Source organism: Stenotrophomonas sp. UBA7606 (assembly GCF_002477705.1).
GTDB lineage: Bacteria > Pseudomonadota > Gammaproteobacteria > Xanthomonadales > Xanthomonadaceae > Stenotrophomonas.
The window spans coordinates 13,636-37,044 of the sequence record NZ_DLJW01000003.1; the positions used below are offsets into that span (position 1 = coordinate 13,636).

The 23,409-nt window shown below is 61.9% G+C and carries 24 protein-coding genes; all 24 read left to right on the forward strand.

The features are described from left to right. Positions 1–58: 58 nt before the first annotated feature. The 24 genes from B2527_RS00840 to B2527_RS00955 all read left to right on the forward strand — a co-directional run bounded on the left by B2527_RS00840 (position 59) and on the right by B2527_RS00955 (position 23,395). Positions 59–334 carry a hypothetical protein gene (locus tag B2527_RS00840; RefSeq protein WP_293705535.1) on the forward strand — a complete coding sequence of 92 codons (276 nt, stop codon included), beginning with the start codon at positions 59–61 and terminating at the stop codon, positions 332–334. Between the two features lie 21 nt (positions 335–355). Then, a complete protein-coding gene (locus B2527_RS00845) occupies positions 356–679 on the forward strand; it encodes a hypothetical protein (RefSeq protein ID WP_293705537.1) in 324 nt (107 codons plus the stop codon). Then, complete coding sequence (locus B2527_RS00850; RefSeq protein WP_293705539.1) at positions 660–1,967, forward strand: PBSX family phage terminase large subunit; 1,308 nt, start codon at positions 660–662, stop codon at positions 1,965–1,967. The genes B2527_RS00845 and B2527_RS00850 overlap by 20 nt, the downstream gene beginning before the upstream one ends. Continuing rightward, positions 1,967–4,012 (forward strand): portal protein, encoded by a 2,046-nt coding sequence (locus B2527_RS00855; protein ID WP_293705541.1) that lies wholly within the window; start codon positions 1,967–1,969, stop codon positions 4,010–4,012. Before B2527_RS00850 ends, B2527_RS00855 begins: the two co-directional genes overlap by 1 nt. 18 nt (positions 4,013–4,030) lie before the next feature. Then, positions 4,031–4,897 (forward strand): hypothetical protein, encoded by an 867-nt coding sequence (locus B2527_RS00860; RefSeq protein ID WP_293705543.1) that lies wholly within the window; start codon positions 4,031–4,033, stop codon positions 4,895–4,897. A 13-nt stretch (positions 4,898–4,910) separates the two neighbouring features. Beyond that, positions 4,911–6,098: a P22 phage major capsid protein family protein gene (locus B2527_RS00865; RefSeq protein WP_293705545.1), complete on the forward strand. Its 1,188-nt coding sequence runs from the start codon at positions 4,911–4,913 to the stop codon at positions 6,096–6,098. Positions 6,099–6,110: 12 nt separating this feature from the next. After that, positions 6,111–6,317 (forward strand): hypothetical protein, encoded by a 207-nt coding sequence (locus tag B2527_RS00870; RefSeq protein ID WP_293705547.1) that lies wholly within the window; start codon positions 6,111–6,113, stop codon positions 6,315–6,317. A 64-nt stretch (positions 6,318–6,381) separates the two neighbouring features. Continuing rightward, positions 6,382–6,789 (forward strand): packaged DNA stabilization gp4 family protein, encoded by a 408-nt coding sequence (locus B2527_RS00875; RefSeq protein WP_293705549.1) that lies wholly within the window; start codon positions 6,382–6,384, stop codon positions 6,787–6,789. After that, a complete protein-coding gene (locus tag B2527_RS00880; RefSeq protein ID WP_293705551.1) occupies positions 6,789–8,000 on the forward strand; it encodes a packaged DNA stabilization protein in 1,212 nt (403 codons plus the stop codon). The genes B2527_RS00875 and B2527_RS00880 overlap by 1 nt, the downstream gene beginning before the upstream one ends. After that, positions 7,997–8,626, forward strand: a complete 630-nt coding sequence (locus tag B2527_RS00885) for a glycosyltransferase family A protein (protein WP_293705552.1) — start codon at positions 7,997–7,999, stop codon at positions 8,624–8,626. Before B2527_RS00880 ends, B2527_RS00885 begins: the two co-directional genes overlap by 4 nt. Further along, a complete protein-coding gene (locus B2527_RS00890; protein WP_293705553.1) occupies positions 8,623–9,270 on the forward strand; it encodes a hypothetical protein in 648 nt (215 codons plus the stop codon). Before B2527_RS00885 ends, B2527_RS00890 begins: the two co-directional genes overlap by 4 nt. 2 nt (positions 9,271–9,272) lie before the next feature. Continuing rightward, entirely contained in the window at positions 9,273–9,818 is a 546-nt protein-coding gene (locus B2527_RS00895; RefSeq protein ID WP_293705555.1) for a DUF6445 family protein, read from the forward strand. Then, positions 9,818–10,264 carry a GNAT family N-acetyltransferase gene (locus tag B2527_RS00900; protein ID WP_293705557.1) on the forward strand — a complete coding sequence of 149 codons (447 nt, stop codon included), beginning with the start codon at positions 9,818–9,820 and terminating at the stop codon, positions 10,262–10,264. Before B2527_RS00895 ends, B2527_RS00900 begins: the two co-directional genes overlap by 1 nt. Positions 10,265–10,266: 2 nt before the next feature. After that, positions 10,267–11,013: a hypothetical protein gene (locus B2527_RS00905; RefSeq protein WP_293705559.1), complete on the forward strand. Its 747-nt coding sequence runs from the start codon at positions 10,267–10,269 to the stop codon at positions 11,011–11,013. A gap of 3 nt (positions 11,014–11,016) precedes the next feature. Continuing rightward, the gene (locus tag B2527_RS00910) at positions 11,017–12,468 is read left to right on the forward strand and encodes a hypothetical protein (RefSeq protein WP_293705561.1); all 1,452 of its coding nucleotides are present in this window, start codon (positions 11,017–11,019) and stop codon (positions 12,466–12,468) included. Positions 12,469–12,551: 83 nt separating this feature from the next. Beyond that, on the forward strand, positions 12,552–14,516 hold the full coding sequence (locus B2527_RS00915; protein ID WP_293705563.1) for a hypothetical protein: 1,965 nt from the start codon (positions 12,552–12,554) through the stop codon (positions 14,514–14,516). Between the two features lie 254 nt (positions 14,517–14,770). Further along, positions 14,771–15,568 (forward strand): hypothetical protein, encoded by a 798-nt coding sequence (locus B2527_RS00920; RefSeq protein WP_293705565.1) that lies wholly within the window; start codon positions 14,771–14,773, stop codon positions 15,566–15,568. Further along, the gene (locus B2527_RS00925) at positions 15,568–16,836 is read left to right on the forward strand and encodes a tail fiber domain-containing protein (RefSeq protein WP_293705567.1); all 1,269 of its coding nucleotides are present in this window, start codon (positions 15,568–15,570) and stop codon (positions 16,834–16,836) included. Before B2527_RS00920 ends, B2527_RS00925 begins: the two co-directional genes overlap by 1 nt. Positions 16,837–17,710: 874 nt before the next feature. Then, complete coding sequence (locus B2527_RS00930) at positions 17,711–18,055, forward strand: helix-turn-helix transcriptional regulator (RefSeq protein WP_293705569.1); 345 nt, start codon at positions 17,711–17,713, stop codon at positions 18,053–18,055. A gap of 212 nt (positions 18,056–18,267) precedes the next feature. Next, entirely contained in the window at positions 18,268–18,570 is a 303-nt protein-coding gene (locus B2527_RS00935; RefSeq protein WP_293705571.1) for a hypothetical protein, read from the forward strand. Between the two features lie 57 nt (positions 18,571–18,627). Then, positions 18,628–19,872, forward strand: coding sequence for a hypothetical protein (locus B2527_RS00940; protein WP_293705573.1), 1,245 nt, complete (start codon positions 18,628–18,630; stop codon positions 19,870–19,872). After that, positions 19,869–20,759 (forward strand): hypothetical protein, encoded by an 891-nt coding sequence (locus B2527_RS00945; protein ID WP_293705575.1) that lies wholly within the window; start codon positions 19,869–19,871, stop codon positions 20,757–20,759. Before B2527_RS00940 ends, B2527_RS00945 begins: the two co-directional genes overlap by 4 nt. Positions 20,760–20,840: 81 nt before the next feature. Beyond that, positions 20,841–22,151: an ABC transporter permease gene (locus B2527_RS00950; RefSeq protein ID WP_293705577.1), complete on the forward strand. Its 1,311-nt coding sequence runs from the start codon at positions 20,841–20,843 to the stop codon at positions 22,149–22,151. After that, the gene (locus B2527_RS00955; protein ID WP_293705579.1) at positions 22,148–23,395 is read left to right on the forward strand and encodes an ABC transporter permease; all 1,248 of its coding nucleotides are present in this window, start codon (positions 22,148–22,150) and stop codon (positions 23,393–23,395) included. The genes B2527_RS00950 and B2527_RS00955 overlap by 4 nt, the downstream gene beginning before the upstream one ends. Positions 23,396–23,409 lie beyond the last annotated feature (14 nt).

Sequence of the window (23,409 nt, forward strand, 5' to 3'; positions counted from 1 at the left end):
CACCAGGGTGGCGGCGGTCAAGATGTTCGTAGGCGAGGTTCGCCGGGTCGAAGCTGACATGAGTGCTGCCATCCCGGCAGGGGGCTCAATCGCCAAGGCTGCGTGGGAGTTGGGCGCTCCATATGGGGCCGTGATGAGCGTGCCGACCATCGAAGGGCTGTCGACCTCTGTGCTTCTGGACGCCGCCTATGTGGGCTGCTCGGCACTCTGTTGCATCGTCACGCTGAATGACGGCACCGCACTGACGCAGATGTTTGACCTACGCATCCTGGACAACGGGCTGACGCCAACGCAGCTCACCCCGGGCCCAAGCCGCGTGGAAGTTACTGCATAACAAAAGTGGATTGAGGTAGATATGGGTGCTCCTAAGGGTCGCGTAAAAGCAGGCGGCCGGAAGAAGGGCACGCCTAACAAAAGCACGGTTGAGTTCCGCGAGGCGGTGACAAACCTGCTGCAGGTCAACACGGACAACTACTGCCGCTGGCTGACGCTGGTTGCAGAGGGGGACGGGGCGAATATCAAGCCTGACCCAGCTAAGGCGCTCGACCTTGTTGCCAAGCTGGCCGAGTACGCGGCGCCTAAGCTCAACCGGACCGAGCATGTAGGCGAAGGCGGCGGGCCTGTCGAGACCATAACCCGCATCGAACTGGTGGACCTAGATGGCGACGGCGCAGATTAAGCTGCCGCCGAAGCTGCGGCCCCTGTTCGTAGGCAAGGCAGACGTTCGCGCAGCCCACGGTGGGCGCGGCTCAGGCAAGACACGTAGTTTCGCCAAGATGGCAGCTGTAAAGGGCTACCAGTTCGGTATGGCGGGCATCTCGGGGATCATCCTGTGCGCTCGCCAGTTCATGAACTCGCTGGAAGATTCCTCGCTTGAGGAAGTGAAGCGGGCGATTGAGGACGAACCGTTCCTGGCGGACTACTACGAGATTGGCGAGAAGTTCATCCGCAGCAAGGATGGGCGCATCTCGTTCGCCTTCGCTGGCCTTGACCGCAATATTGCCAGCATCAAGTCGAAAGGCCGCCTGCTGCTGTGCTGGGTGGACGAGGCCGAACCAGTCACGCATGAGGCTTGGGGGACTCTGATCCCGACGCTTCGTGAAGAAGGCAGCGATTGGAATGCCGAGCTTTGGGTTACGTGGAACCCTAAGCGCAAGACCGCTGCAGTGGAGTCGCGCTTCCGTGGGTCGTCTGATCCGCTGATCAAGTGTGTCGAGCTGAACTATCGGGACAACCCGAAATTCCCAGCCAAGCTAGAGCGCGATAGGCAGCGAGACCTTGAGGAGCGCCCGGATGAGTACGGGCACATTTGGGACGGCGAGTATGCCCAGGCCATTGCGGGCGCCTACTACGCCAAGCATCTGGCCCTAGCCAAAGACGCTGGCCGAATCGGCCGGGAAGCGGCGGACCCTCTGATGACGATCAGGGCCGTGTGGGATATCGGCGGCACAGGGGCCAAGGCAGACGCCTGCGCCATCTGGGTCGTTCAGTACATCGGACGCTCGCTCGTAGTGCTGGATTACTACGAGGCAGTCGGTCAGGAGCTGTCAGCCCATGTGAAGTGGCTGCGCGACTCAGGGTATGGCTCGGCTCATTGCGTTCTGCCCCATGACGGCGTGCAGCACGACAAGGTGCACAAGGTCAGCTACGAGGGCGCGCTAAAGCAGGCCGGGTTCACTGTGAAGGTGATCCCGAACATGGGTGCAGGCGCGGCTATGACACGCATCGAGTGTGGTCGACGCCTCTTCCCGTCCATCCGCTTCAACGAGTCGACGACAGGCGCTGGGCGCGATGCTTTGGGCTGGTATCACGAAAAGCGGGACGCGGTCAGGGGCATCGGCCTCGGTCCCAACCACGACTGGGCAAGCCACGGAGCCGACGCGTTCGGCCTGATGTGCGTTGACTTTCTCTCAATGGATCACTCGCCGCAGAAGCCGGTGAGGATCAGGTTTGCTTCGGAGTTCTGATGGCTGAGAAGACGCAAAAACCAGACGACCCGAAGTTCGCCACTGAGCGGTCTGGCGTCAGCGATGACGATCTCCACAAGGAGATGCTTGAGCGGCACCGCGATGCCCGCGACTACTGGCGCTCGCAATATCAACAGGCTGAGAGCGACATGGAGTTCGCCTTTGTCCCTGAGAAGCAGTGGGATTCGTGGATGGTGGAGACCCGTAAGGGGCGCCCTACCTACACGGTGAACAAGCTTCGTCAGGCGATGAAGCAGATAACGAACGACCAGCGCCAGAACCGCCCGCAGCCCAAGGTCCGCGCTGTCGAGGACAGTGATACGGATCTTGCCGAGGTGCGCCAGGGTTTGATGCGCAACATCGATCAGGCAAGCGAAGCAGATCGGGCGCGAGATACCGCGTTCCAGTTCGCTGTCGGCGGCGGCTTCGGTGTGTGGCGCGTCAACTACGGGTATGAGGATGACGGCGGCTTTGACGTTGTCATTAAAAAGGAAGAGATCGCTAACCCCTATTCGGTGGTGTTTGATCCGGCTGCCAAGTCCAAAGACCGCCGCGATGCTACGTATGCGTTCGTGGACAGCAAGTGGAGCCGGTCGGCCTTTAAGGCAAAGTGGCCCAAGGCGAAGCTTGTGTCTGTCAGCGACTGCGACGACCTGAATCGCGACTGGTTCGACGAGAAGGAGATCACGGTAGCGGAGTACTGGTACAAGACCACTGAGACCTACACGCTAGTCCTCATGTCAGACGGCTCGACCTACGATGAGGCAGAGCTAGCGCCGGTAATCGACGAGCTGGCGGGCCAGGGAATCACCATCCAGCGTAGCCGAGAGGCCACAAGGGACAAGGTGTGGCAGTGCATCGTTTCCGGCGCTGAGATCGTAGAGGGGCCGAACGAATGGCCTGGGCGGTTCATCCCGCTGGTGCCGGTTTGGGGCGAGATACTGACCCTCAAGGGCAAGGAGACGTTCTTCGGCGCGGTCCGCTTCGGGCGTGACCCGCAGATGATGTACAACTACGAGCGCAGCACGTTCATCGAAGTGCTGGCCGATCAGCCGTATTCGCCATTTATGGCGCCCGCTGAGTCGGTCGAGGGCTACGAGTCGCAATGGCGGAACCTGAAGACGCAGCGCCCCCCGGTGCTGTTCTACAAGTCTGACCCGAACCTGCCCAATGGCGGAAAACCGAGTCGTGAGCCTACGGCACAGTTCCCGGTGGCCTTGGCTCAAGCGGCCCAGATATCCAGTGAAGATATCAAGTCAGCCACTGGCATCCATGACGCGAGTCTGGGAGCCAAGTCAAACGAGACCAGCGGCAGGGCCATCATTGCCCGGCAACGTGAGGGTGATGTTGCCAACTTCGATTACATCGACAACCTGTCGTTTGCGATCAAGTACGACTTTGAGGTGACCAATGACCTGATTACTGCTCTTTACGACACTGAGCGGCAAATACGGATCATCGGCGACGACGGTGCCGAGAAGGTTGTGAGGGTCAACCAAGTAATCCTCGACGAGCAGACCGGTCAGGAAGTCACGCTGAACGACATGTCGAGGGGCAGGTTCGATATCGCCGCGACGGTTGGGCCGAGTTATACGACGCAGCGTATGGAAGCTGCCGAGGCCATGATGCAGCTGGCGAATGACCCATCCCCGATTGGCATGGTCGCCAAGTACGGGTTCATCAAGTCGTTGGATGCCCCGGGCCTAGACGATGTGAGGAAGGCGGCACGGAAGATCCTTGTTGATGGAGGTCTGCTGGAGCCTGAAGAGGGCGATCAGCCCCCGCCGCCTCCGCAGCCGAACCCCAAGGACATGGCAGACGCCAAGAAGAGTGACGCCCAGTCCCAATTGTATGGGGCTCAGGCAGAAGGGCAGCAGCTGGAGAACATGCAGTTGCTGCAGCAAGTGCAGGCGGGGCAAATGCTGATGCAAATGCCTCCACCGCAGCCAGTTCAACAGCTCCCCGATCAGCCGCCGCAAGGCGGTTTTTTTATGGGCGGCTATCCCGGGGCTGACCCCACCGTACCGGCCGGAATGCCGGGCTAAAACCGCCAAGAGGCGCACATGACCAGTGAAGTAGAGAAGCCGCAGCCGGTGGACAACAGCCACCTGGACGCGGGTATTGCCGCGCGAGATTCCCGAGCCGAAGCCGAGAAGGAGGCCAGTCAAACCGCTGAGTCTGAACAGGCCGACGAACAGCAAGAGGCAGAGGAAGACGAGCAGAACGACACCGAAGAGTCGGCAGCTTCGGAAGCGGATGATGCGGCCGCCCCAAAGCCCCGTAAGGGCGTGGGAAAGCGCATCGATGAACTGACGCGCGAGAAGTACGACGCGCAGCGGGAACGGGACTACTGGAGGGAGCAGGCGACACGCGGCAACCAGCAGCAGGCCCAGCCGGTGAAGGAGGCGGATTCCACAGAGCCGACGTTGGAAGGCTGCGAGTTTGATGTGCAGAAGTACAACGCCGCTTGGTACGAGTGGAAGCGCGGGCAGGAGCGAAAAGCCGAATCGCAGCAGAAGCGTGAACAGAAGCTGCAGGAGAGCGCCCAGGGCTTTGCCCAGAGCAACCCCGACTACTTCGAAGTGATTTCGAACCCCTACCTGCGCATCTCGCAGGACATGGTCGACGTCATCGCCGACACCGACAACCCCGCTGCATTGGCCTACTACCTCGGCAAGAACCCCCAAGAGGCCGAGCGCATCTCGGCCATGAACTTGGCGGGTGTTGCCCGAGCCATTGGCCGAATCGAGGCCGAGCTTTCCGCTCCGCCTCCGCCGCGTCAGATCACACCCAAAGCCGTGACCAAAGCCCCGCCCCCTGTGACCACCCTCACTGGGGCGCCCGCTGTCGTGAAGTCGCTGGAAGAAATGTCCATGCGTGAGTACGACGAGCAGCGCCGCAAGGAACGGAAGCAGAAGGGCCTTCGATAAGGAACCATAGAACGTGGCAAATCAATATCTCAACACCAAGCTGATCACCCGCGAGATTCTGTCGACCCTGCGACAGAAGCTGACCTTCCTGCGCAAGATCAACATGGAGTACGACGACAAGTTCGCCGTTACCGGCGCCAAGATCGGCAACTCCATCGACATTCGTGTGCCGACCCACGCCAAGATCCGCCAGGGCCGCATCATGGATGCGAGCAACATGGTGGACAAGACCGTGCCGCTGACCATCACTGACCAGACCGGCATCGATCTGGCGTGGAATTCGGCAGACATGGCGCTGAACATCGATGACTTCCGCAAGCGTTACTTGGATCAGCCGCTGGCCGATCTGGCTTCGGTCATCGAAACCACCGTGCTGCAGCGGGCCCTGCCGTTCGCCAGCAACTACGTGTCGAACGCCGATGGCAAGCTGGACTTCTCCGAAGCGTTGCGCGCCAACAAGCTGCTGACTGACAGCTTGGCCCCGAGCCAGCGCTATCTGGTGACCAACACCAGTGGCACCGTGCAGGTGGTCGACCAGCTGAAGGGCTTCTTCAACTCGCAGGATCGCTTGGCCGAGCAGTACGAAGATGGCCTGATGGCGCGTGCGGCTGGCTTCGATTGGTTCGAAACCACCAACATGCCAGCGCAGGCAATCGGTACGGCAACCGCTTCGGGCTACACCGTGACTGGCGCAGGCCAGACTGGCTCCAGCCTGACTGTTGGTGCAGGCACCGGCACGCTGATCGCAGGCCAGCACATCACCATCGCTGGTGTCTATGCGGTCAACCCGGCGACCAAGGTGTCGACCGGCTTCCTGCAGACCTTCGTAGTTACGGAGAACTTCGCAGGTGGCGCTGGTGCGGTGAAGATCAGTCCGGCCATCATCCCGACCGGTCCGGAGCAGAACGTCACTGCGTCCCCGAATGCTGCAGCACCGGTTTCGGTGCTTGGCGCTGCCGCACAGACTGGCGTGAACTTGGGCTTCGCTCGCGACTTCCTGACCTTCGCAACGGTCGATCTGCCGCTGCCGGAGAACAAGGACGCAAGCCGGGTCAACCTGGACGGCCTGTCCCTGCGTATGGTCCGCGACTACGACACTGTCAACGACCTGTTTCTCAACCGCGTCGACATTCTGTGGGGCTCGGCTGTTCTGCGCCCGGAATGGGGCGTGGTTATCCCCAACGACCCGACTTCGTTCTAAGGAGGACGATAGATGGCACTCGACACTGGCAATACCCGCGCGGCCTCGGCCGTGGAGACCGAGGACGGCACCGTGGTTGGTCGCAATGCGACCTCCAAGGTTGGCTTCTTCGGCGCAACCCCCGCCGCCCAGCCGGCTGCGCTCAGCTTGGCATCGGTCACTGCCGCCCAGCTGGCAACGGCGCTGGCGGCCCTGGGCATCATCAAGACCACCGCCTAATAGCGGTTTAGCAGCAACCAAAGGGGCGTCCATCGGGGCGCCCCTTCTTCTTTTAGAGGCCGCAATGACGACTGTCGCAGAAATCGTTTCTGGGGCCTTGGATCTGTTGCGCGTGAAAGACGCGACAGAGGCAGCAGAGGCTGAGGACATGGCTACGGGCATCAGCTCGCTGAACATGATGATGGCTCGCTGGGAGGCGAACGGGTATTCCGTTGGCTGGACGCCGGTATCCAACCCAGCCGATGTGCTGCCCGTTCCACCTGAGGTTGACGAGGCCGTCATGTTCAACTTGGCTTTGCGACTGCGGCCGCGTTACGGCGCTTCGCTAGAGCCTGACGTGGTCGATACCGCCCGCAGGCTGAAGTCTGACGTGCTGGCGGATGTGTTTTCCAGCAATCCGATGACGCTGGAGCCGGGGCTTCTTGGTTTGGGTGGCGCCTACAACATCCGCACTGATAGGTGGGAGGTCTAATGCCCCTCACTCGCGTAAACCTGCTGGCAGGCTTCAACCGCGACGACTCTCCGGCTTGGTCTGTGCAAGACGTGTGCAACTTCCTGCCTGTAGTGGCGGATCAGCCTGGGACGAAAACGCAGTTCAAGCTGCGGACGCCTCCGGGCCTGAAGCCGTACCAGCGTATTAGCCCGGGGCCGATTCGTGGCGTGCATAACGCTGAGGGCCGTCTGTTCGTTGTCTCTGGGCAGACGCTGTACGAGGTCACGGCGAAGGGTGTCGGCATCAGTCGCGGCACCATTCCCGGCGTTGGCCGGGTGCGCATGGCTCACAACCAGGTCAAGAACGGCAATCAGCTGGCCGTGGTGAATGGTCAGTCGGGCTATATCTACAACACGGCAACGCAGGCGTTCACCCGCATCACTGATGACGGGTTCCCGGGCGCTATCGACGTGAAGTTCATCGACGGCTACCTGTTCTATCTGGAGCCGTTCGGGCGCTTCTGGCTGCATTCGGATCTTGCCGATGGCCTGAGCTACAACACGCTGGATCGGGGCGAGGCAGAGAGCCAGCCTGATCGGTTGGTGGGCCTTGCGGTCAATCAGGGCGAAGTGATCCTGTTCGGTGAGCGAACCACCGAGTTCTACGGCAATACCGGCGAGGCGACTGGGACGTTCCATTCCAAGGGCGTAACGGCAGACGTTGGATGCGCATCCCGCGACACGGTCCAGAACCTGGACAACTCGGTCATGTGGCTGGGTAATGACGGGGTGGTGTACCGACTTGATGGTTACCGCGCTGTCCCGATCAGCACCCGAGCGATTGAAAAGACCATCGCCGCGTCTGACTGGAAAAACGCATTTGCGTTCACTTGGGAGGACGAGGGCCACAAGGTCTACTACATCACGTTCCCCGATGGCGAGACCTACGGCTACGACGTGGTAGTCGGGCTATGGCACCGTCGCCAGTCGTTCGGCCTCAAGCGCTGGCGGCTGAACACCGTCACGTCGTGGGGCCGGAAATGGATCGGCGGCGACTTCCAAGACGGGCGCTTGTGGCTGCTGGACTGGGACTATGTGCTGGAGGGCGACGACGAGCTGATCGCCACCTACACCTCCGCCGAGATCAGCGACAGTGGTAACCGCATCGGCATCCCCGAGATGAACCTGGAGTTTGACGTAGGTCGCAAACAGACGGTGCCAGTGCCATTCCCGGCCGAGGTGACGCCATGATCGGCCTTGACGTGCATGTGCTGGTGATGGACTACACGCCAGCGCAGGTACTGGAGCGCTGCAAGCAGTCGCTGCAGGCTGCCGCAGAGCAGGCTGGATACCCGGTGGCGGTCCACTTCCTGCCGGGCGTAGTGGGCCACCTAGGCCGGGCGAGGGCGAACGGCTATGCCTTGGGCAGCCACCCCTACGTGACCCATGTTGACGATGACGACTGGGTGGAGCCGAACGCCTTTGCGGTGCTGGCCGACCATCTGGCTGCCGGTGTCGATGCCATCACAACCGGCGAGAACCACGTAACAGGCGAAGTGATCACGCCTGCGCCGGACGCCCGCCATCACTTGGCCGTGTACCGCCGCGATGCCCTGCAGCAGATCGGCTACAGCGCCTTCCAGTTCTACCCGGATCAGTACGCGCTGAGCATGTTTGAGCCGGTCCACATCCCGCAGTGCGTCTACAGCCACCGCATCTATGCAGAGAGCGGCAGCAGGAAGCAGCGGCGGGGCAATCCTGAGGCTGCACGCCGGGAGCTGGCTGCGATCAAGCGGCCTGACTTGGCGCTGGTCGAGAACGCCACGCCCGCCGAGATCGCCGCAGCCACTGATGCAGCACTGAGGGAGGTCAAATGAGCAATCTGTTGGCCTCCTTGACCGGCTGGACGCTGGTATCAACCACGTTCGACGGCGAGCGATGGGTGCTCAACTGCTACGGGGCATACGCAGAGCAGCCAAACGGGACCATGGAGTACGGCGGGGCTGAGACTCCCGGGGACACCCTGTCTGCCAGCGTCTCCTACACGGTTACCCCGCCACTGGCTGAAGACCTGTGGCTGCTGGTGCGAACTGTAGAAGGGTTCGTGTTCGCGCATAAGATTTGGTCCGCAGATGGTTCGATGCCGGTGTCAGGGGCGTTCCCGCTGTTCGTTGACATGTCGACCTTCGCGTGGGCGACCGTGGCGGTTTCAACGTCTCCGACGATGTTTGTTGCGCCCAACAGCTACGACCAAGTGGCTGTGCTGACTCTGGTCCCGGACATTCCGCCACCCCCGCCGCCGCCCCCTGACCATCATGTGCTGGTCCGCTACAGCAAGGACGGCGGGCGCAACTGGTCGAACTGGAAGAAGCGTTCCCTGGGCGCAATCGGCGAATACCAGCAGCGCGTGCGCTTCACCCGACTGGGCGAGGGCTACCGCTTTGTGTTCCAGATTCAAATCTCCAGCCCGGTGAAGAGGGATCTGCTGGGCGCAAGTCTGCGCATAGAGCCGAGGGGCTGACGATGCTGATAATTGATGACTTCCTGCCCGATCCTGAATCGGTGCGGGCAGATGGCCTGCGCGCAAACTACGTTGATTGGCATGGGCCAGACGGCGAAATCTACAAGCGCATCGCCATCGCTGAGGTGCCGGGGCTGAGAGAAGGCATTGAGAAGGCCATGGGGCCGGTTGAGATGCTGGGTATGGGCTACCGGCTCAACTTCAATGGCGAGTTGCCGAATGCGGCCATTCACTCGGATATGGGCTGGGGCACACATGCCGCCGTCCTCTACCTGAGCGAGGGCGAGGGTGGCACCGCCTTCTGGCGTCACAAGCAAACCGGCGCAAGCCGCATTGAGCAGGGCGACCTTAGCCTGTTTGAGCACGTTCGCCACGACTGGGACGACGCCGACAAGTGGGACCAGATTGCCCTGGCCGAGATGAAGTTAGGCCGCTGCATCATCTATGAATCGGCCATGTTCCACAGCCGCTGGCCCTTCGCGGCCTTCGGCGATGACGCAAAGACAGGGCGACTCGTAGCAGTCGCCTTTTTTACGCCGGAGGGCTGATGGAAATTCGCAAAGCAACACTGGCCGACGTGCCGGTGATCGTCAGCATGTCCGCACGTTTCTACCCGACTACCCACTACGCCGACTGGTGCGAGATGGACGAGGCGAGCGTGGCGGGGCTGGCAACCGGCCTGATCGAGAACGACGTGTTCTATGTCGCCGAGCGTGACGGTGAGCTGGTCGGAATGATCGGCCTGATGATCGCGCCCTTCCTGTTCAACCAGAACCGCAAGTTCGCCGTGGAGATTGTCTGGTGGGTGGCCCCGGACGCACGCGGCTCACGCATTGCCAGCCAACTCCTGGCGGTGGTCGAGCAGCCCTGCCGTGACGCAGGCGCTGAGCGCATCCAGATGGTCCACATGCCCAACAGCCCGCCGCAGGCCGCAGCGCTGTATCGCCACGCGGGCTACGCGGAATCCGAAATCAGCTTCACAAAGGATATCTAACCATGGCAGCAGTAACTTCAGCAGTCGTTGTCGGCGCTGGCATGGCGTATTCCGCCAACCGCCAGGGAGCAGCCGCGAAGAAGGCGGGACAGGCGCAGAGCAACGCGGCCCAGCAGACCATCGATAAGCAGCAGGGCATCTACGACCACTCCATGTCGCTGGCCCAGCCGTACTACGACGCTGGAACCAATGCGCTGAGCCAGCTGGACGCCGTGAACAGTGGCGACTATTCCGGCTTCAATAGCTCACCGGACTACCTGTTTGCCCAGCAGCAGGGGTTGCAGGGCTTGGACCGTAGTGCAGCCGCGCGGGGTAGCCTGTTTTCAGGCGGTGCCGATGCTGATCGTATGACCTTCGCCTCCGGCCTCGCATCCCAGAATCTCAACAACTACCGCAGCAACCTGATGCAGCTTGCTGGCATGGGCCAAAACCAGTCCCAGTATATGGGGCAGTTGGGGCAGAACTACGGCAATCAGTTCGCCAATGCCATGGGTATCAAGGGTCAGGCTGACGCGCAGAGGGCCTCGGCGACCGCTGGGGCTCAGGCTGGCTACGGCAATGCGCTTGGGTCTGCCTTCGGGGCTTACACGGGCGCTGGCGGCAACTTCAGCGGGCTGACCAACCTGTTCGGCAACGGCGCGGCCTCTGGGGCAACCGCTGGCGGGTCCAACCTTGGCAGCCTTGCGAACTTCGGCAACAACACCAATTGGCTGGCCGGTAACGCCCGCAAGTCGGCATGGGGAGCTTGATCAATGGCTGACTATCAGCAGAATTTTTTGGCCTCCCTGCACGGCGGCATGGACTTCGGCCAGCGCATCAAGCAGCAGCGCGACCAGAGCCAGCTCAACCAGCTGGCAGCGCAGTCCTATTCGACGCCACCGGAACAGCGCGACTCACTGCTGGCTCAGATGGCTGGCGTCGATGCTGGCTCGGCGTTCCAGGCTGAGAAGCAGATGGCCTATTCGGACGAGCGTCGCAACACCAACATGGTGAACATGGCGCGCCTTCTGACCAATGCGCCGCCGCAGGCCCGCGCAGGCCTGTACCGCAGCATGGTGCCGACGCTGTCCCGCTTCGGCTTGTCTGAGATGCCGCAGGAGTACAACGACCAGACCGCCCCGGTCATCGACAAGGCCGCACAGTCGATTGTGCAGGCTTATCAGGGCGGCGGCACGTCAAGCCAGAACAAGGTGATTGGTGATGCGCTAGTTGGGCCTCAGGGGAACATCTTGTATCAGGCTGAACGTCAGCCGGAGTACATGTGGTCTGATCGCGCAGGTGCTTGGATTCCGAGCCCGAACAATGCGCTTATCAGCCAACGCCAAGGGCATGCGCAAGGGACGCCCGCAAATCCGCTTGAGCAAGGCGGCACGCAGGCGCAGGTGGACGCTGACGCAGCACTGGCAAACGAAATGATCGCGGCCGGTATTTCGGATGCGCAGGTTGATGCATTCCTCGCGGCGAGGATGAATCCGAATGGAGGCTCAGCTGTCGCTGCTTTGCCTAGCAGCCTTGAGCCAGTTCGAGTTGCCGGAGTTGGGCCGAAGCCTGAAATCTCCGCTGCAGAACAGATGCGGCTGGACATGGCTGGGCGCGCAGCTAATCGTGCTGATGAGGCTGCGCGCGAGGCGTCTGCTGCTCGGCAAGAAGCGGCAGACCAGCGGAGGCGTGGAGAGGAGGAAAAGCGCCAGAAGGCGGACATGGCAGCGCAGCAAGCCATATCATCGGTTACTGACAGTCTGGGCACAATCCAGCGGCTTCGTAACCACCCTGGCTACAGGCAACTAGGCACGGTGATGGGCGATGCGGCATTGAGCACGCCATTGATCCGAACTGATGCCAAGGGCGCTAACGCGCTACTGGAGACAATCAAGAGCCAGATGCTCATCAACACTCTGCAGAGTCTGAAGGCGGCCAGCTCTACTGGCGCTTCTGGATTCGGCAGTTTGACCGAGCGTGAGGGCGATGCGCTGCGGGCGGCTATTGCAAATCTGACCACCGCGCAGAGCCACGAGGATCTGGATTCGGCTATCGGTCAGGTGGAGAACGTCCTGACACGTAGCCAGAGGCAGCTATCTGCCAGTGCGCCACGGCAGGCGGCTCCTGATCGTCCGCAGACCAATGCAATCCCCCAGCGCGCCCGTAACCCGCAGACGGGCCAAGTAATCGAACTCCGCAACGGACAATGGGTGCCAGTGCAATGACGACTCCCCCGCTACCCCCGGGATTTGAGCTTGAGCAGCCGCAGGGCAGTAGCGCGCCGCCGCTTCCCCCGGGTTTCGAGTTGATGCCGGAAGACTCCAGCTACGGCTCCGGTCCGGCGCTGGAGATCGATATTGTGGGCGGCATCCCTGAGAGTAGGGCAGCGGAACAGCAACATCGCGCTACTGACGGCATGTCAGGGAGCGAGCGTTTCGCTGCTGGCGTCGGCAAATCTTTGGTTGATACTGGCGAAGGTGCCAGGCAGTTCCTTGGCGATATGCCGGGGTTGGGGTTTTCGGCAGTAAGCTCTGGCGTCCTTGGCCTCCTTAAGGGGCAGGGGTTCACCGAGGGGATGGTGAATGGACTCGCGCAGATGGGCCGGGAGCGTCAGGAGATGCGGCAGAGTGCGGCTGACCGCCGTGAGGGCGACCGCGATCTGACCAGTACCGGAGCCGGGCTGTCTGGAAACGTGGCTGGCACCATTGCGCAGATTCTTGGCCCCGGCGCTCTGGCTCGAGGAACTGCAGCCGCTCCTGCAATCCTCCCCACTACTATCCGAGGGAATGCACTGCAGGGCGGGGTAATTGGCGCGGTACAGCCGAACACTGGCGCCCAAGATCGCGGCTTGAACATGCTTCTTGGTGGCCTTGGCGGCGGCGCTGGTGCTGGGCTAGTCAAGGTTGCTGGCGCGACGGCGTCTGGACTTGGAAACCTGCTGGCTCGCACCGGCCTCTCTGGAACTGATCGAAGGGCTGCAGAGCTTGTTGCGCGCGAGGCAACCAGTCCGAACGCACTGACCTACCAGCAGTCGGCGGTTCCAGGTGTCCGGCTTACCCTCGGCGAGTCCACGCAGGACGCCGGGCTTATGGCTCTTGAGAATGCGATGCGCGCAAGGAATCGAGGCGCGTTTGAGGCTATCGACCAGTCGAACAATGCAGCCAGAGTCGGGCAACTTGAAAGGATCGCAGGAACGGATGCTGACATGGCTGCTGCTGAAGCTGCTCGCAGTGACGTTGTTGCCGGTAGGCTTGGGGAGGCGATGCGCGAGGGTGCTGATAGCGAGGCAAGACAGGCCGCTACCGTGGCAAGCGAAAGGGCAGCCGCTCAGGCTGCCAGGGACGCAGCCGTACTGGAGAATACGCGGCTTTCTTCGCTAGGCCTCAAGCCGTCAATCGTGCTACCCGAGGTGCTGGATACCCCTGCCGTTTCTGAGGGCCTGAAGAGTCTGCGGAGCACGGTTGGCGATATTCAAGCGGCAAACGCAACTCGACCAAGTGTTCAGTCTGCGGTGAATGATGTCGCTCGTTCCCTTGATAGGGCTGGAGACTCTGTTGCTAGTCTGTATGGATCGCGCAAGTACATTGGAGATCTGCTTGAGGGGAAGGCTGGTCCAGATAAGGGTTACGCCAAGGCGGCTACACGCGAGTTGATGCAGATCCGCGATGCGCTGGATGAGCAGCTCGCGCAACGGGCCCCGAGCTTCCCGGAGTACCTACAGGCATACCGCCAAGCTTCCAAGCCAATCAATCGGATGGAAGTTGGCAGGGAGGTGCTGCAGCGATCTTCCGGCGCTGTTCCCGATCAGCTTGGGAATCCGGTGCTGACCCCCGCAGGAGTCATGAGGGCAACTGGCGACTTGGACGCCATCGCGGCGAAGGCCACTGGCTTCAAGAAGGCACGGGCAGCAGACATCCTTTCTGCTGAGGACGTTTCAGCCATAAGGGCAATTCAGCAGGACATGGTCCGGCAGGCCAATCGCCAGCGGTCAGGAACGGCAGGCAGTCAGACGGCTGAGCGCCTAGCCATTGGGGATCGAATTGCCAAGCAGTCGCTGGCTACACGAATCCCATGGGCCGGACAGTTCTTTGAGCACTTTGAGGCGAAAGCCAACGAGCAACTGCAAGAGCGCTTGGCTTTCATGATGGCAAACCCGCAGGAGGCGAAGCGAGTCCTGGCGGCACTTCCTGAAAAGGACAGGGCTCCGGTCAGGGCGATGCTTGGACAGCTGGCCATGGCGTCTGGGCGGAGTGCAGGGGCGCAGAGAGACTGAGTTAGAACGTGCGTTCTTTTAGGAGCGCACGCTTTAGCTTCCCATCTGGCAGAAGGCGACAAATAGAGTTTCCGCCCTTGATGGCAACAAGCCAGTACAGAAAGAAGAAGACTGGGGCAAACACCATTTTCAAAGCTAGGGCGTAGAGCCAAGTCATAGATAGTTCCTCCTTGACCCCAGATCGTACCACTGGGGCGTGAAGCCCACACCTAACAGCCCGCCTAGTGCGGGCTTTGTCATTTCTGGAGTCCTGAATGACCTACCGCTTCTACAACCCGGCCCCGGTTCTGATGGATCTGTTGGGCCTAAAGCCGTGCGCTGACGGGTCGCTGACGTTTTGCGAGATCGGCACCACCACGGAAAAGGACACTTGGTCCGATCCTGACCAATCGACTCCGAACGCCAACCCGGTGGAGCTGGATTCGTCGGGCCGGACTGACACCAATATCTGGCTGGACGGGGCCTACACCATCACGCTGCGCGACGGCGACGGGGCAGTCGTCTGGACCCGCGACGTAGACAGCGGACAGGGCAGCGGTGCGACCATTCCGGCGCTGGTCACGGGCCAGTTCCTGACCAACGACGGCTCCAACCTCATCTGGCAGGACGTGCGGCAGGTTCCGGACCCCTCGGGCTCGGCTGACTACATCCTGGGCACTGATGGGTCGAATCTGATCTGGAAGGCCCCGCCAGAAGCGCCGCCCGCTGCCGAGGTGACCAGCGTTGACCGTGTTGTCATCAAGACCGGCGGTGACACGGACTGGCAGATTCTGAAGGGCACGGGCACGGCCCCCGCGTCCGGCCTCAACCAAACCACGCTTGCGGTCACTTTCGCCAATGCGTTCAAGACCGGCACCGTGCCGAACGTGACGATCACGCCTGCCCCTGGCGGCCAGCCGGGTGGACCGGTCTGCACCTATGTGACAGCACCCCCGACCGCCACCGGCTTCACTGCTGGTTTTGACGTGGCAGAGGGCAACTCCGGGCAGCAGAACATCGTCAACCCCGTCGTATTCCAGTGGATCGCTCAGGGGCAAGTGGAGGCTGAGTAATGGCGCTGATGATCCCAAAGGCGACCTCCGATATCTCACGCGGTCAGCCCCTGAATGCCGAGTGGTGGCGATTCTTCAAGTCGGTGGAGGTCAGCCTCAATGCCGGGGGCCTTGCCGAGCAGCTGGCCGCGATACAGAAGGAACTGGCCGAGCTGAGCGAGCCGGGCATCCTGCCGGTGAAGTCCGTCAACAGGAAGTACGGCGCTGTCATCCTCGATGCAGGGGACGTGGGCGCTGATCCGGCTGGCGCTGCTGCCGCTGCAGTTGCAGCCCACGTCTTAGCCGCAGACCCACATCCGCAGTACACCACCGAGGCCGAAGCCGCTGCAGCCGCCCCAGTGCAGTCGGTCAATGGCGAAACCGGCGGCGTGGTGCTGGATGCGTCGGACGTTGGGGCAGATCCGGTTGGGAGTGCATCTTCTGCTGTCTCTGCCCACGTCGCTGCATCGGACCCGCACACGCAGTACTTTTCCAAGCCAACTGGAAGCAGCGCAGAGTTTTTGCGGGGAGACGGCACAAGCTCGCCCTCAATCGGCACTGGACTCTTCTATGACGAGCTAAACCGCAGGCTAGGGGTTGGAGAGTCTTCGCCAGCGTACACGCTTAGCTTGAAGGGGCCGTCCGCAGGAATCCAAGTAAACCGAACAGGCGGGTTGCCATTCGCTCAGTTCATTAGAGATGGCGACATAACGGTCGGATTTCAGTTGCGAGGAATGTCTGCAGGGCTCTCGATCACATCGGCTGATGCTTCTACCACTTTTGTGCAAGTCAGTAGTACATATGTCCGCCCCGGTGTTGATAACGCTCAGACCCTAGGAGGGGCGAGCAACCGCTGGTCAACGGTTTACGCAGCAACCGGCACAATCAACACTTCCGACGCCCGCGAGAAGACAACGGTTCGACCGCTGACAGCATCCGAGCTGGCGGCAGCGGCAGAGTTGGGGAGCGCAGTCGGCGCGTACCAGTGGCTGGCGATGATTGCCGAGAAGGGCGACGCGGCCCGGGAGCACATCGGTATGACGGTGCAGGGGGCGATTGCCATCCTTGAATCGCATGGCCTTGACCCGTTCGCATACGGCTTCATCTGCTATGACCAGTGGGACGAGCTGCCCGAGGTGGTCGGCGAAGAGGGCGAGGTGGCGCAGGAATACCGTGCAGCTGGCGACCGCTACAGCTTCCGGATGGACGAGCTGCTGGCGTTCATTGCTCGCGGACTGGCCCACAGGTTGGATACCGTGGAGCAGAGGCTGGCAGCTGCTGGCCTCTAATCCCAGGCCCTGAGACGCCCCGGCGCTAGGCTGGGGCATGCTCCCCGAATGCTACCGCTGGACCGACAACCCGGACATTTGTTTCCTGGGCCTGAACTACTGGCAGGTGGCCGTGTTGCGGCTGGTCGATGGGAAGGTGCATGGTTCGGTGACGTGGCAGGGTCGGGTCCACACCTTCCGGGCCGGATCGTTTGAGCAGGCCAAGCGCTGGACAGAGAGGTGGGTTTCCGCCCGAGGGAACGCGATGCCCAAAGCCCCGAGTCCGGGGCGATCACGGAAGAAGAACGGGCAGGCGGCGGCCCATAAAAACTTGCACCGTTTTTGCACCAGTAGGGAATATAGCCACCGCTGAGACCCGCTAATTACGGTGCATGGCTTTTGTTAGTAGGATTGCACAAGCCTTTAAATTCAATTACTTGGAAAGCCGTGGCCGGATTGAAAATCCCCGTGTCGGCGGTTCGATTCCGTCCTCGGCCACCAAAAATTTCAAGGGCTCGCAGAAATGCGAGCCCTTTTTTGTTGTTTGATCTGCTCCGTTTCCGCGCCGTGGCTTCTAATCCGGCAGCCCAGCTGGAGCGCAAGCAGGCAGTGAGCGCGGCGCCTGGCAACACGTTTCGTCCGCGTTGCGCCTGCAATTGCCCAGCGCACGTGGCGGCGCCCATCGGGTCTTTATCGCGCCAGCAGCATTGTCTGGAGAGGGACGTCACGCAGACGTTGCGCAGCCGCAGATGCCTGGCTGCCATTCACCATCTTCCGGTCGCAAAGAACCAAACATGATTGGACGCGCTGTGCTTGCGCTGGCGACTCTAACGGTGGCGCTGTGCGCGTGCATCGCAACAGAGGCAACAGGGAGGTTGGGATGGAGGATCCATCAATGTCCGCGCGGATCAAGGCATCACGCGTCAGTGCAGGACTGTCGCAGACGGAACTGGCGGTCGCGATCGGTGTGAACAGGGCGACCGTCGGGCATTGGGAGCGCGGTGGGGCTTTCTCGCCAAGCCTTGAGCACCTGCAGGCACTGAGCGTGACGTTGCAGGTCAGCCTGGATTGGTTGGTTCATGGCGAACCGTCAGTACCGCCATCGTCCACGCATACAACGGTTTCATTGTCCCCGCGGCTCGCGGCCGAACAGCGGATGGTTGGGTTGTCGCGACAGTTGCCACTGTCCTTCGTTGATCGCGTGCTTGCGCTGATGGAAGGCATGGCTGCCTATCTATGAGGGGGGGAATGCCGTGCTGTGCGGAGAACAGCACGGCGTTTGCCCCGATGGTGGTGATGGCGTCTAGTGAGGGTGCGGGCCGCGTCGCTTGCCTGCATCAAGCAAGACGCCCCGCTGTTGCCAAGGTAGGGGGGCTACACCGGGACGCGTTCCTGGTGTGCGCGCTGTCTTGGTCATGGTGTTTCCCAACTCTCTCAAGAAGGAAATCTGCAATGGCTGACAATCTCAAAACACCCAAGGCGCTGTCTGCATTGGCGTTGGTTCTGGCGGGCAGCGTGACGGGTGGTGCGTTCGCGCAGTCACCTGATGCGGCAACACTCGACCAGCAGCTCTCCGTTGCCACCAGCATCGACCTGGCCAATGACGCGGCGTCGGCCGGGGCTGGAGCGGTGGCGCAGCTGGGTGTCGATCCGCACCATGTTGACGAAATCCACCATCACCACAGCGAAGCCAACCTGGCTGCACGGGAAAGTGACGCGGTTGGCGGCGCCGACGACGCCGTGTTCAAGGTTTGATCCCCGGGCGTGCCCGCGTGGTGCGGGCACGCCTTTGCAATGCTGTGCGATACAAGGATGAATCACGTGGATATGCCAGTGGATGGTGTGTTGGACGGGGCAGGTGACGTGCGGGTACTGCTGGGGCTGGCCCAGGTCGATGACCAGGCGGCTACTATGGCCGATGGGATCATGTGGGCAAGGCTGCGCGCGATGCGGGGTCATCTGCATCGGATTTTTTCCGGCAGCGGCAGCGATCTTCTGGTTGCGGCCGTCAAAGAACGCTACGGGCAACTCACGCCGGCCCATCAGGCGCGGGTTCTGCTGAGTTCGGAGTTTTGTGATCGACAGATGGCCTGGAACCACGCCTGGCGAAGGGTGCCGAGGGGCGAGGGCGGCGGTGCAAGCGAACAGGTTGGGCCGCTGAGAGACATTTTCGACATCCTGTGCCGCGAGCACGCGATTGCCGGATTGCTCGGCGGCAGCACGCATGAGCATCTGCGCCGTAGTGAGCAATGGCAGGTGTATAGCCCGGCCGGCGACGTGGTTGCGCTGAAGGGGGAGGACGGGCATTGGCGGCTGGAGTCGCTGCCCACCATTGGTGGCTGCGTGGCGGTCGACTTTGACAGTCCATCGGCCAGGTTGCATGAGCCGCGGTCCGGCATCTTGAGCCAACCCTGCCTGCCATTCCTGGCCGCGGAACGGACTGCGTTGCTGGAGAAGCTCGAGCGCGCGCTTGGTCTGATTGATGCCTGCGAGCCATTCTATGGGCAGCTGATTCGAACCTTCGTTCGCCGGATCATCGTCCGCAAATCACAAAGCGATGGCGATGCCGTATCCCTGCACTATGGATCGGAACACGCGCCGCGGCACCCGGGCTCGTTGCGGCTGCTCAACTTCCACCGATCCCTGGTGAGCGTGGAGGCATGCATGGAAAGCCTGATGCATGAGAGCACCCACAATTTCCTGGCGGCATGGGAGCTGTCACAGGGATTTCTTGCCGGTAACGACGACAGCGTTCGCGTCATCTCGCCGTGGTCGGGGAATCCGATCCCGGCTTCTTCGTTCATCCATGCGGTCTTCGTCTACTACATCTGCCATCGCCTGCATGAGCAGCGCCTGCAGCGGGAGCAGGCGTTGAGTTCCGCCGTGCGTGGGTTCATCGAAGGGCGTCTGGCAGTGTGCGCCGCCGGATTTCTGATCGCGCGGCCGCTCAGCTCGCTGCTCCCCGCTGACGCCGCACTGCGGCCGGGTATTGCTGCCCTGCTGGACGAGATGCAGGCGGGTATGCGTGTGCAATACGCAGCGAAGGTGTGGGCATGAGTGCGGTGACCATTCTGCATGCCGACCGTGGTGATCCCATTGCCCGCATTGCACGAGCCAAAGGTAAAGCTGGGGATGTCCGCGTCCTGCATCTGGATGATTGGCTGCAGCTTGTGCAGCCTCGCCCCTGGCCGCAGATGCTTGCGGTGCGGGCGGATGCATCCGGCGCGCCGATAGTCGGCAGGCATGTCGTCAACCGTCTCTTCACTGTGGCCGCGACCGCTACGGGCAGGCGTTTGGAGCAGGGCTCCAGGAACGAACGCTGGTTGCACGTGCGCCTGCAGCAGGTATTTGAACCTGCTGCGTCGCTTGCCTACGAGCCGGGTGTGCGGGGTATTTCGCGGGCCTTGCTTCCGCTCAACCTGCAATGGTCGTCGCTCCGGCACGAAGCGGGTATCCGGGTGCCGAGGTTTGTGTATGGCTTTGGCTTCCAGCGTCCTGATACCGCCGGATTGCGGAATCCGATGCAGAAGTCGATCTGGTCCTTGTTCGATTGGGACCAGGAGCGGCATCTTCCGTCGATTGAAGCAGCACGGCATCAGTTTTTCGTGGAGCGGCCGTCCGGCGAGCCCGTGCTGGCCTGTTTCCTGGGCGAGCATGTCTGTGCGCCCCTGCATCCGCATGGCCAGCCACTGTTCCTTGCAGAGGCTGATGCAGCTGAACTGCGGCGCATATGTCAGGCCGCGCGACGAGCGTTCCATGCAGAGGCCGGAGAGCTGCTGCTGTATCGCGACCAGCAGGGTTGGGTCTTCCATGCGTTCTCACCGCACCTGCGCTCTGCCCAGCAAATGCCTGATTTCGAGTTGCGGGCACGCGCGTGGATGGAAGACTTGTGCTCCCCAGGCGTCCGTGTGGTGTCCGGGCAGACTGCGGATCACCGCAGCTGATTGACCTGTACCGGACCGGAAGTTCCACCTGCAGCAGATGGTGCTGGCTGCCCAGCCGTGGCCAGTACCAGGAGACGAACAATGCTGGGTCACTATGTTCACTTGGCGCTGCGTGCGCTCGGGAGGTCGCCGCTGATGGCTGTTGCCGTGGTGGTTGCCCTGGCGCTGGGGGTGGGGACGAGCATTGCCATGCTTACGGTGGTTCGGGTGATGTCCTGGGATCCCTTGCCCGGGCTGAGCCAGCACCTCTATCGCCCTGTCATGGATCCATTGCCAGCATCGTTCAAGATCCGGCCAGGTGCCGATCCCCGCATCGCCATGACCTGGGTCGACGCCAAAGCCCTGCTTGATGATGGTCCTGCGGCTGCCCAGGTTGCATTGGCGACCGGCCGTGTGGTCCTGCCGCCACAAACGCCGTTGGATCAGCCTGCGTATGTGGATGGGCAGTTTGCGACGTCACAGGTTTTCCGCGTGTTCGGCATCCGCTTTCTGGAGGGGGCGGGCTGGTCAGCGGCCGAAGAAGCCGGGCACGCGGCCGTCATTGTGATAAGTGAGAGCTTTGCCCGCAGGCTCAGGGCAGAGGGTTCCTTGGTTGGGAGGCGGATCCGGCTCAGCGAGCACAGTTTTACCATTACCGGCGTGATCGCCGATTGGACACCAGTGCCGCGCTTCCATACCGATATGCAGCGCGAGGTGTTCGCGGGCAGGGATGATTTCTTCATCCCCTTGGAGACGGCGATTGCCCTGGATATGGAGGTGCGCAACGCGGTGTTTTCGTGGGGTGATGTGACCAACTCCCGCGACATGAAGAGCGCATCGGCGACATGGCTGCAGTTCTGGGTGGGACTTGAAGACGCGCAGGCGCGTGCCGCGTACGCTGCTTTCCTGCAGAACCATGTGCAGGCCCAGCTTGATCTGGGCCGATTCCAGCGCCCGCAGCAGACGGCGCTCGTGCCGTTGCGCGACCATCTGCGGCAGCGCGGGGTTGTACCTGCGGAAGTCAGGCTCCAGTTGTGGCTTGCGATTGGGTTCCTGTTTGTCTGCATGGTCAATATCTGCGCGCTGTTGTACGCACGCTTGAGCCGGCGTACGCATGAGATAGCGGTTCGGCGGGCATTGGGGGCACGGCGTGCCGATGTCGTGCTGCAGTTGGCCACAGAGGCGGTGCTGGTGGGCGGCCTGGGAGGCGTGGGTGCATTGGCCGTTGCCGCGCTGGGCCTGTGGTTTCTGCGTACGCAACCGGAGGGCTATGCAGCTTTGGCGGTGATGGACTGGCCCATGGCCGTGCTCACGCCCTTGCTGGCCTGTGTGTGCAGCCTGCTTGCCGCTGCTTTGCCTGCCTTGCGCGTGGCTTCCACCCGTATAGCCATGCAGATAAAGGTCGCCGAATGAACATCCTGCAACTGGCATTGATTGCACGAGCACTGACCCGCCATCGTCTGATTGTTGGCATATTTGCCGTGCAGATCGTGGTGACGGTGGCAGTAGTGGCGAACATCGCTTTCCTGTTCGTGCAGCGGCTGGATGCGCTGGCCGTTCCCAGCGGGCTTGCCGAGCCGGGTCTGGCCATTGTCGAAGCGGAGTTCGTCGGCGATGGGCTTGGCCGCATCCCTGGGGTAGTGCAGGCGGACCTGCAGGCATTGCGGCAGTTGCCTGGGATCACCGCCGTGTCGGTGCTGGGGGCGGTGCCGTTGGGACAAACCGGCTGGTCGATCGGCGTTGGCAATCTGCCCGACGTACAGGACGGGGCGCCGGGTGCTGTCGAGGCCGATGTTGCGGTATTTGCGGCGGCCCCGGATGCCATCGCCGCGCTGGGCCTGCGACTGGAAGCCGGCAGTGATTTTGGGCAGGACGCGTATGTGCCGCTGGCATCGGATGACTACTTTTCGGGCCTGTACAAGGCGGCGGAAGTGATTGTTTCCAGACAGATCGCCGAACGGCTGTTCCCGGGGCAGAACCCGCTTGGCAAGGCCTTGTACGCCGACGGCAACCATCCACTGCAGATTGTCGGCGTCGTCGAGCATCTTGCACGGCCGGTGCTTGGGCAGGGGCTCGATGGTGATGCAAGCATCCTGTTGCCTTTGGTGCCGGACGGGGCACGGGTGACGTACGCGTTGCGGACGCAGCCAGGCCGGATCGGCGAGGTGCTGGCTGCTGGTGAGCAGGTGCTCAAGTCCAATGAGCGCAGCCGGATGCTGCGACGCTCGCTGCCCTATGTGGATCTCCGCCAGGGTTACTTCCGGCGCGACAAGACGATGGCAACACTGTTCATCGGTGCCGGCGTGGCGCTGCTGCTGGTCACGGGTATCGGGATCTATGGGTTGTCCAGCTTCTGGGTCCGCCAGCGTTATATGCAGATCGGTATACGCCGTGCACTGGGCGCTCGAAGGCGCGATGTCATCAGCCATTTCCTGGCGGAGAATCTGATGATCTGCACTGTCGCCGGTGCACTTGGCGCGGCATGTGGTGCACTGCTCAATCGGGTATTGGCACTGTTCAATGAGGTGCCCGTCATCCAGTGGCCTTACCTGGTCAGCGCTGCGGTGCTGGTGGCGATGGTCGGGCAGTTGGCAACCTGGCTGCCGACCCGCCGTGCGGCCAGGGATGCGCCAGTGACATCCTTGCGCGGTGGCTGAAAGCCGGGTGTAGC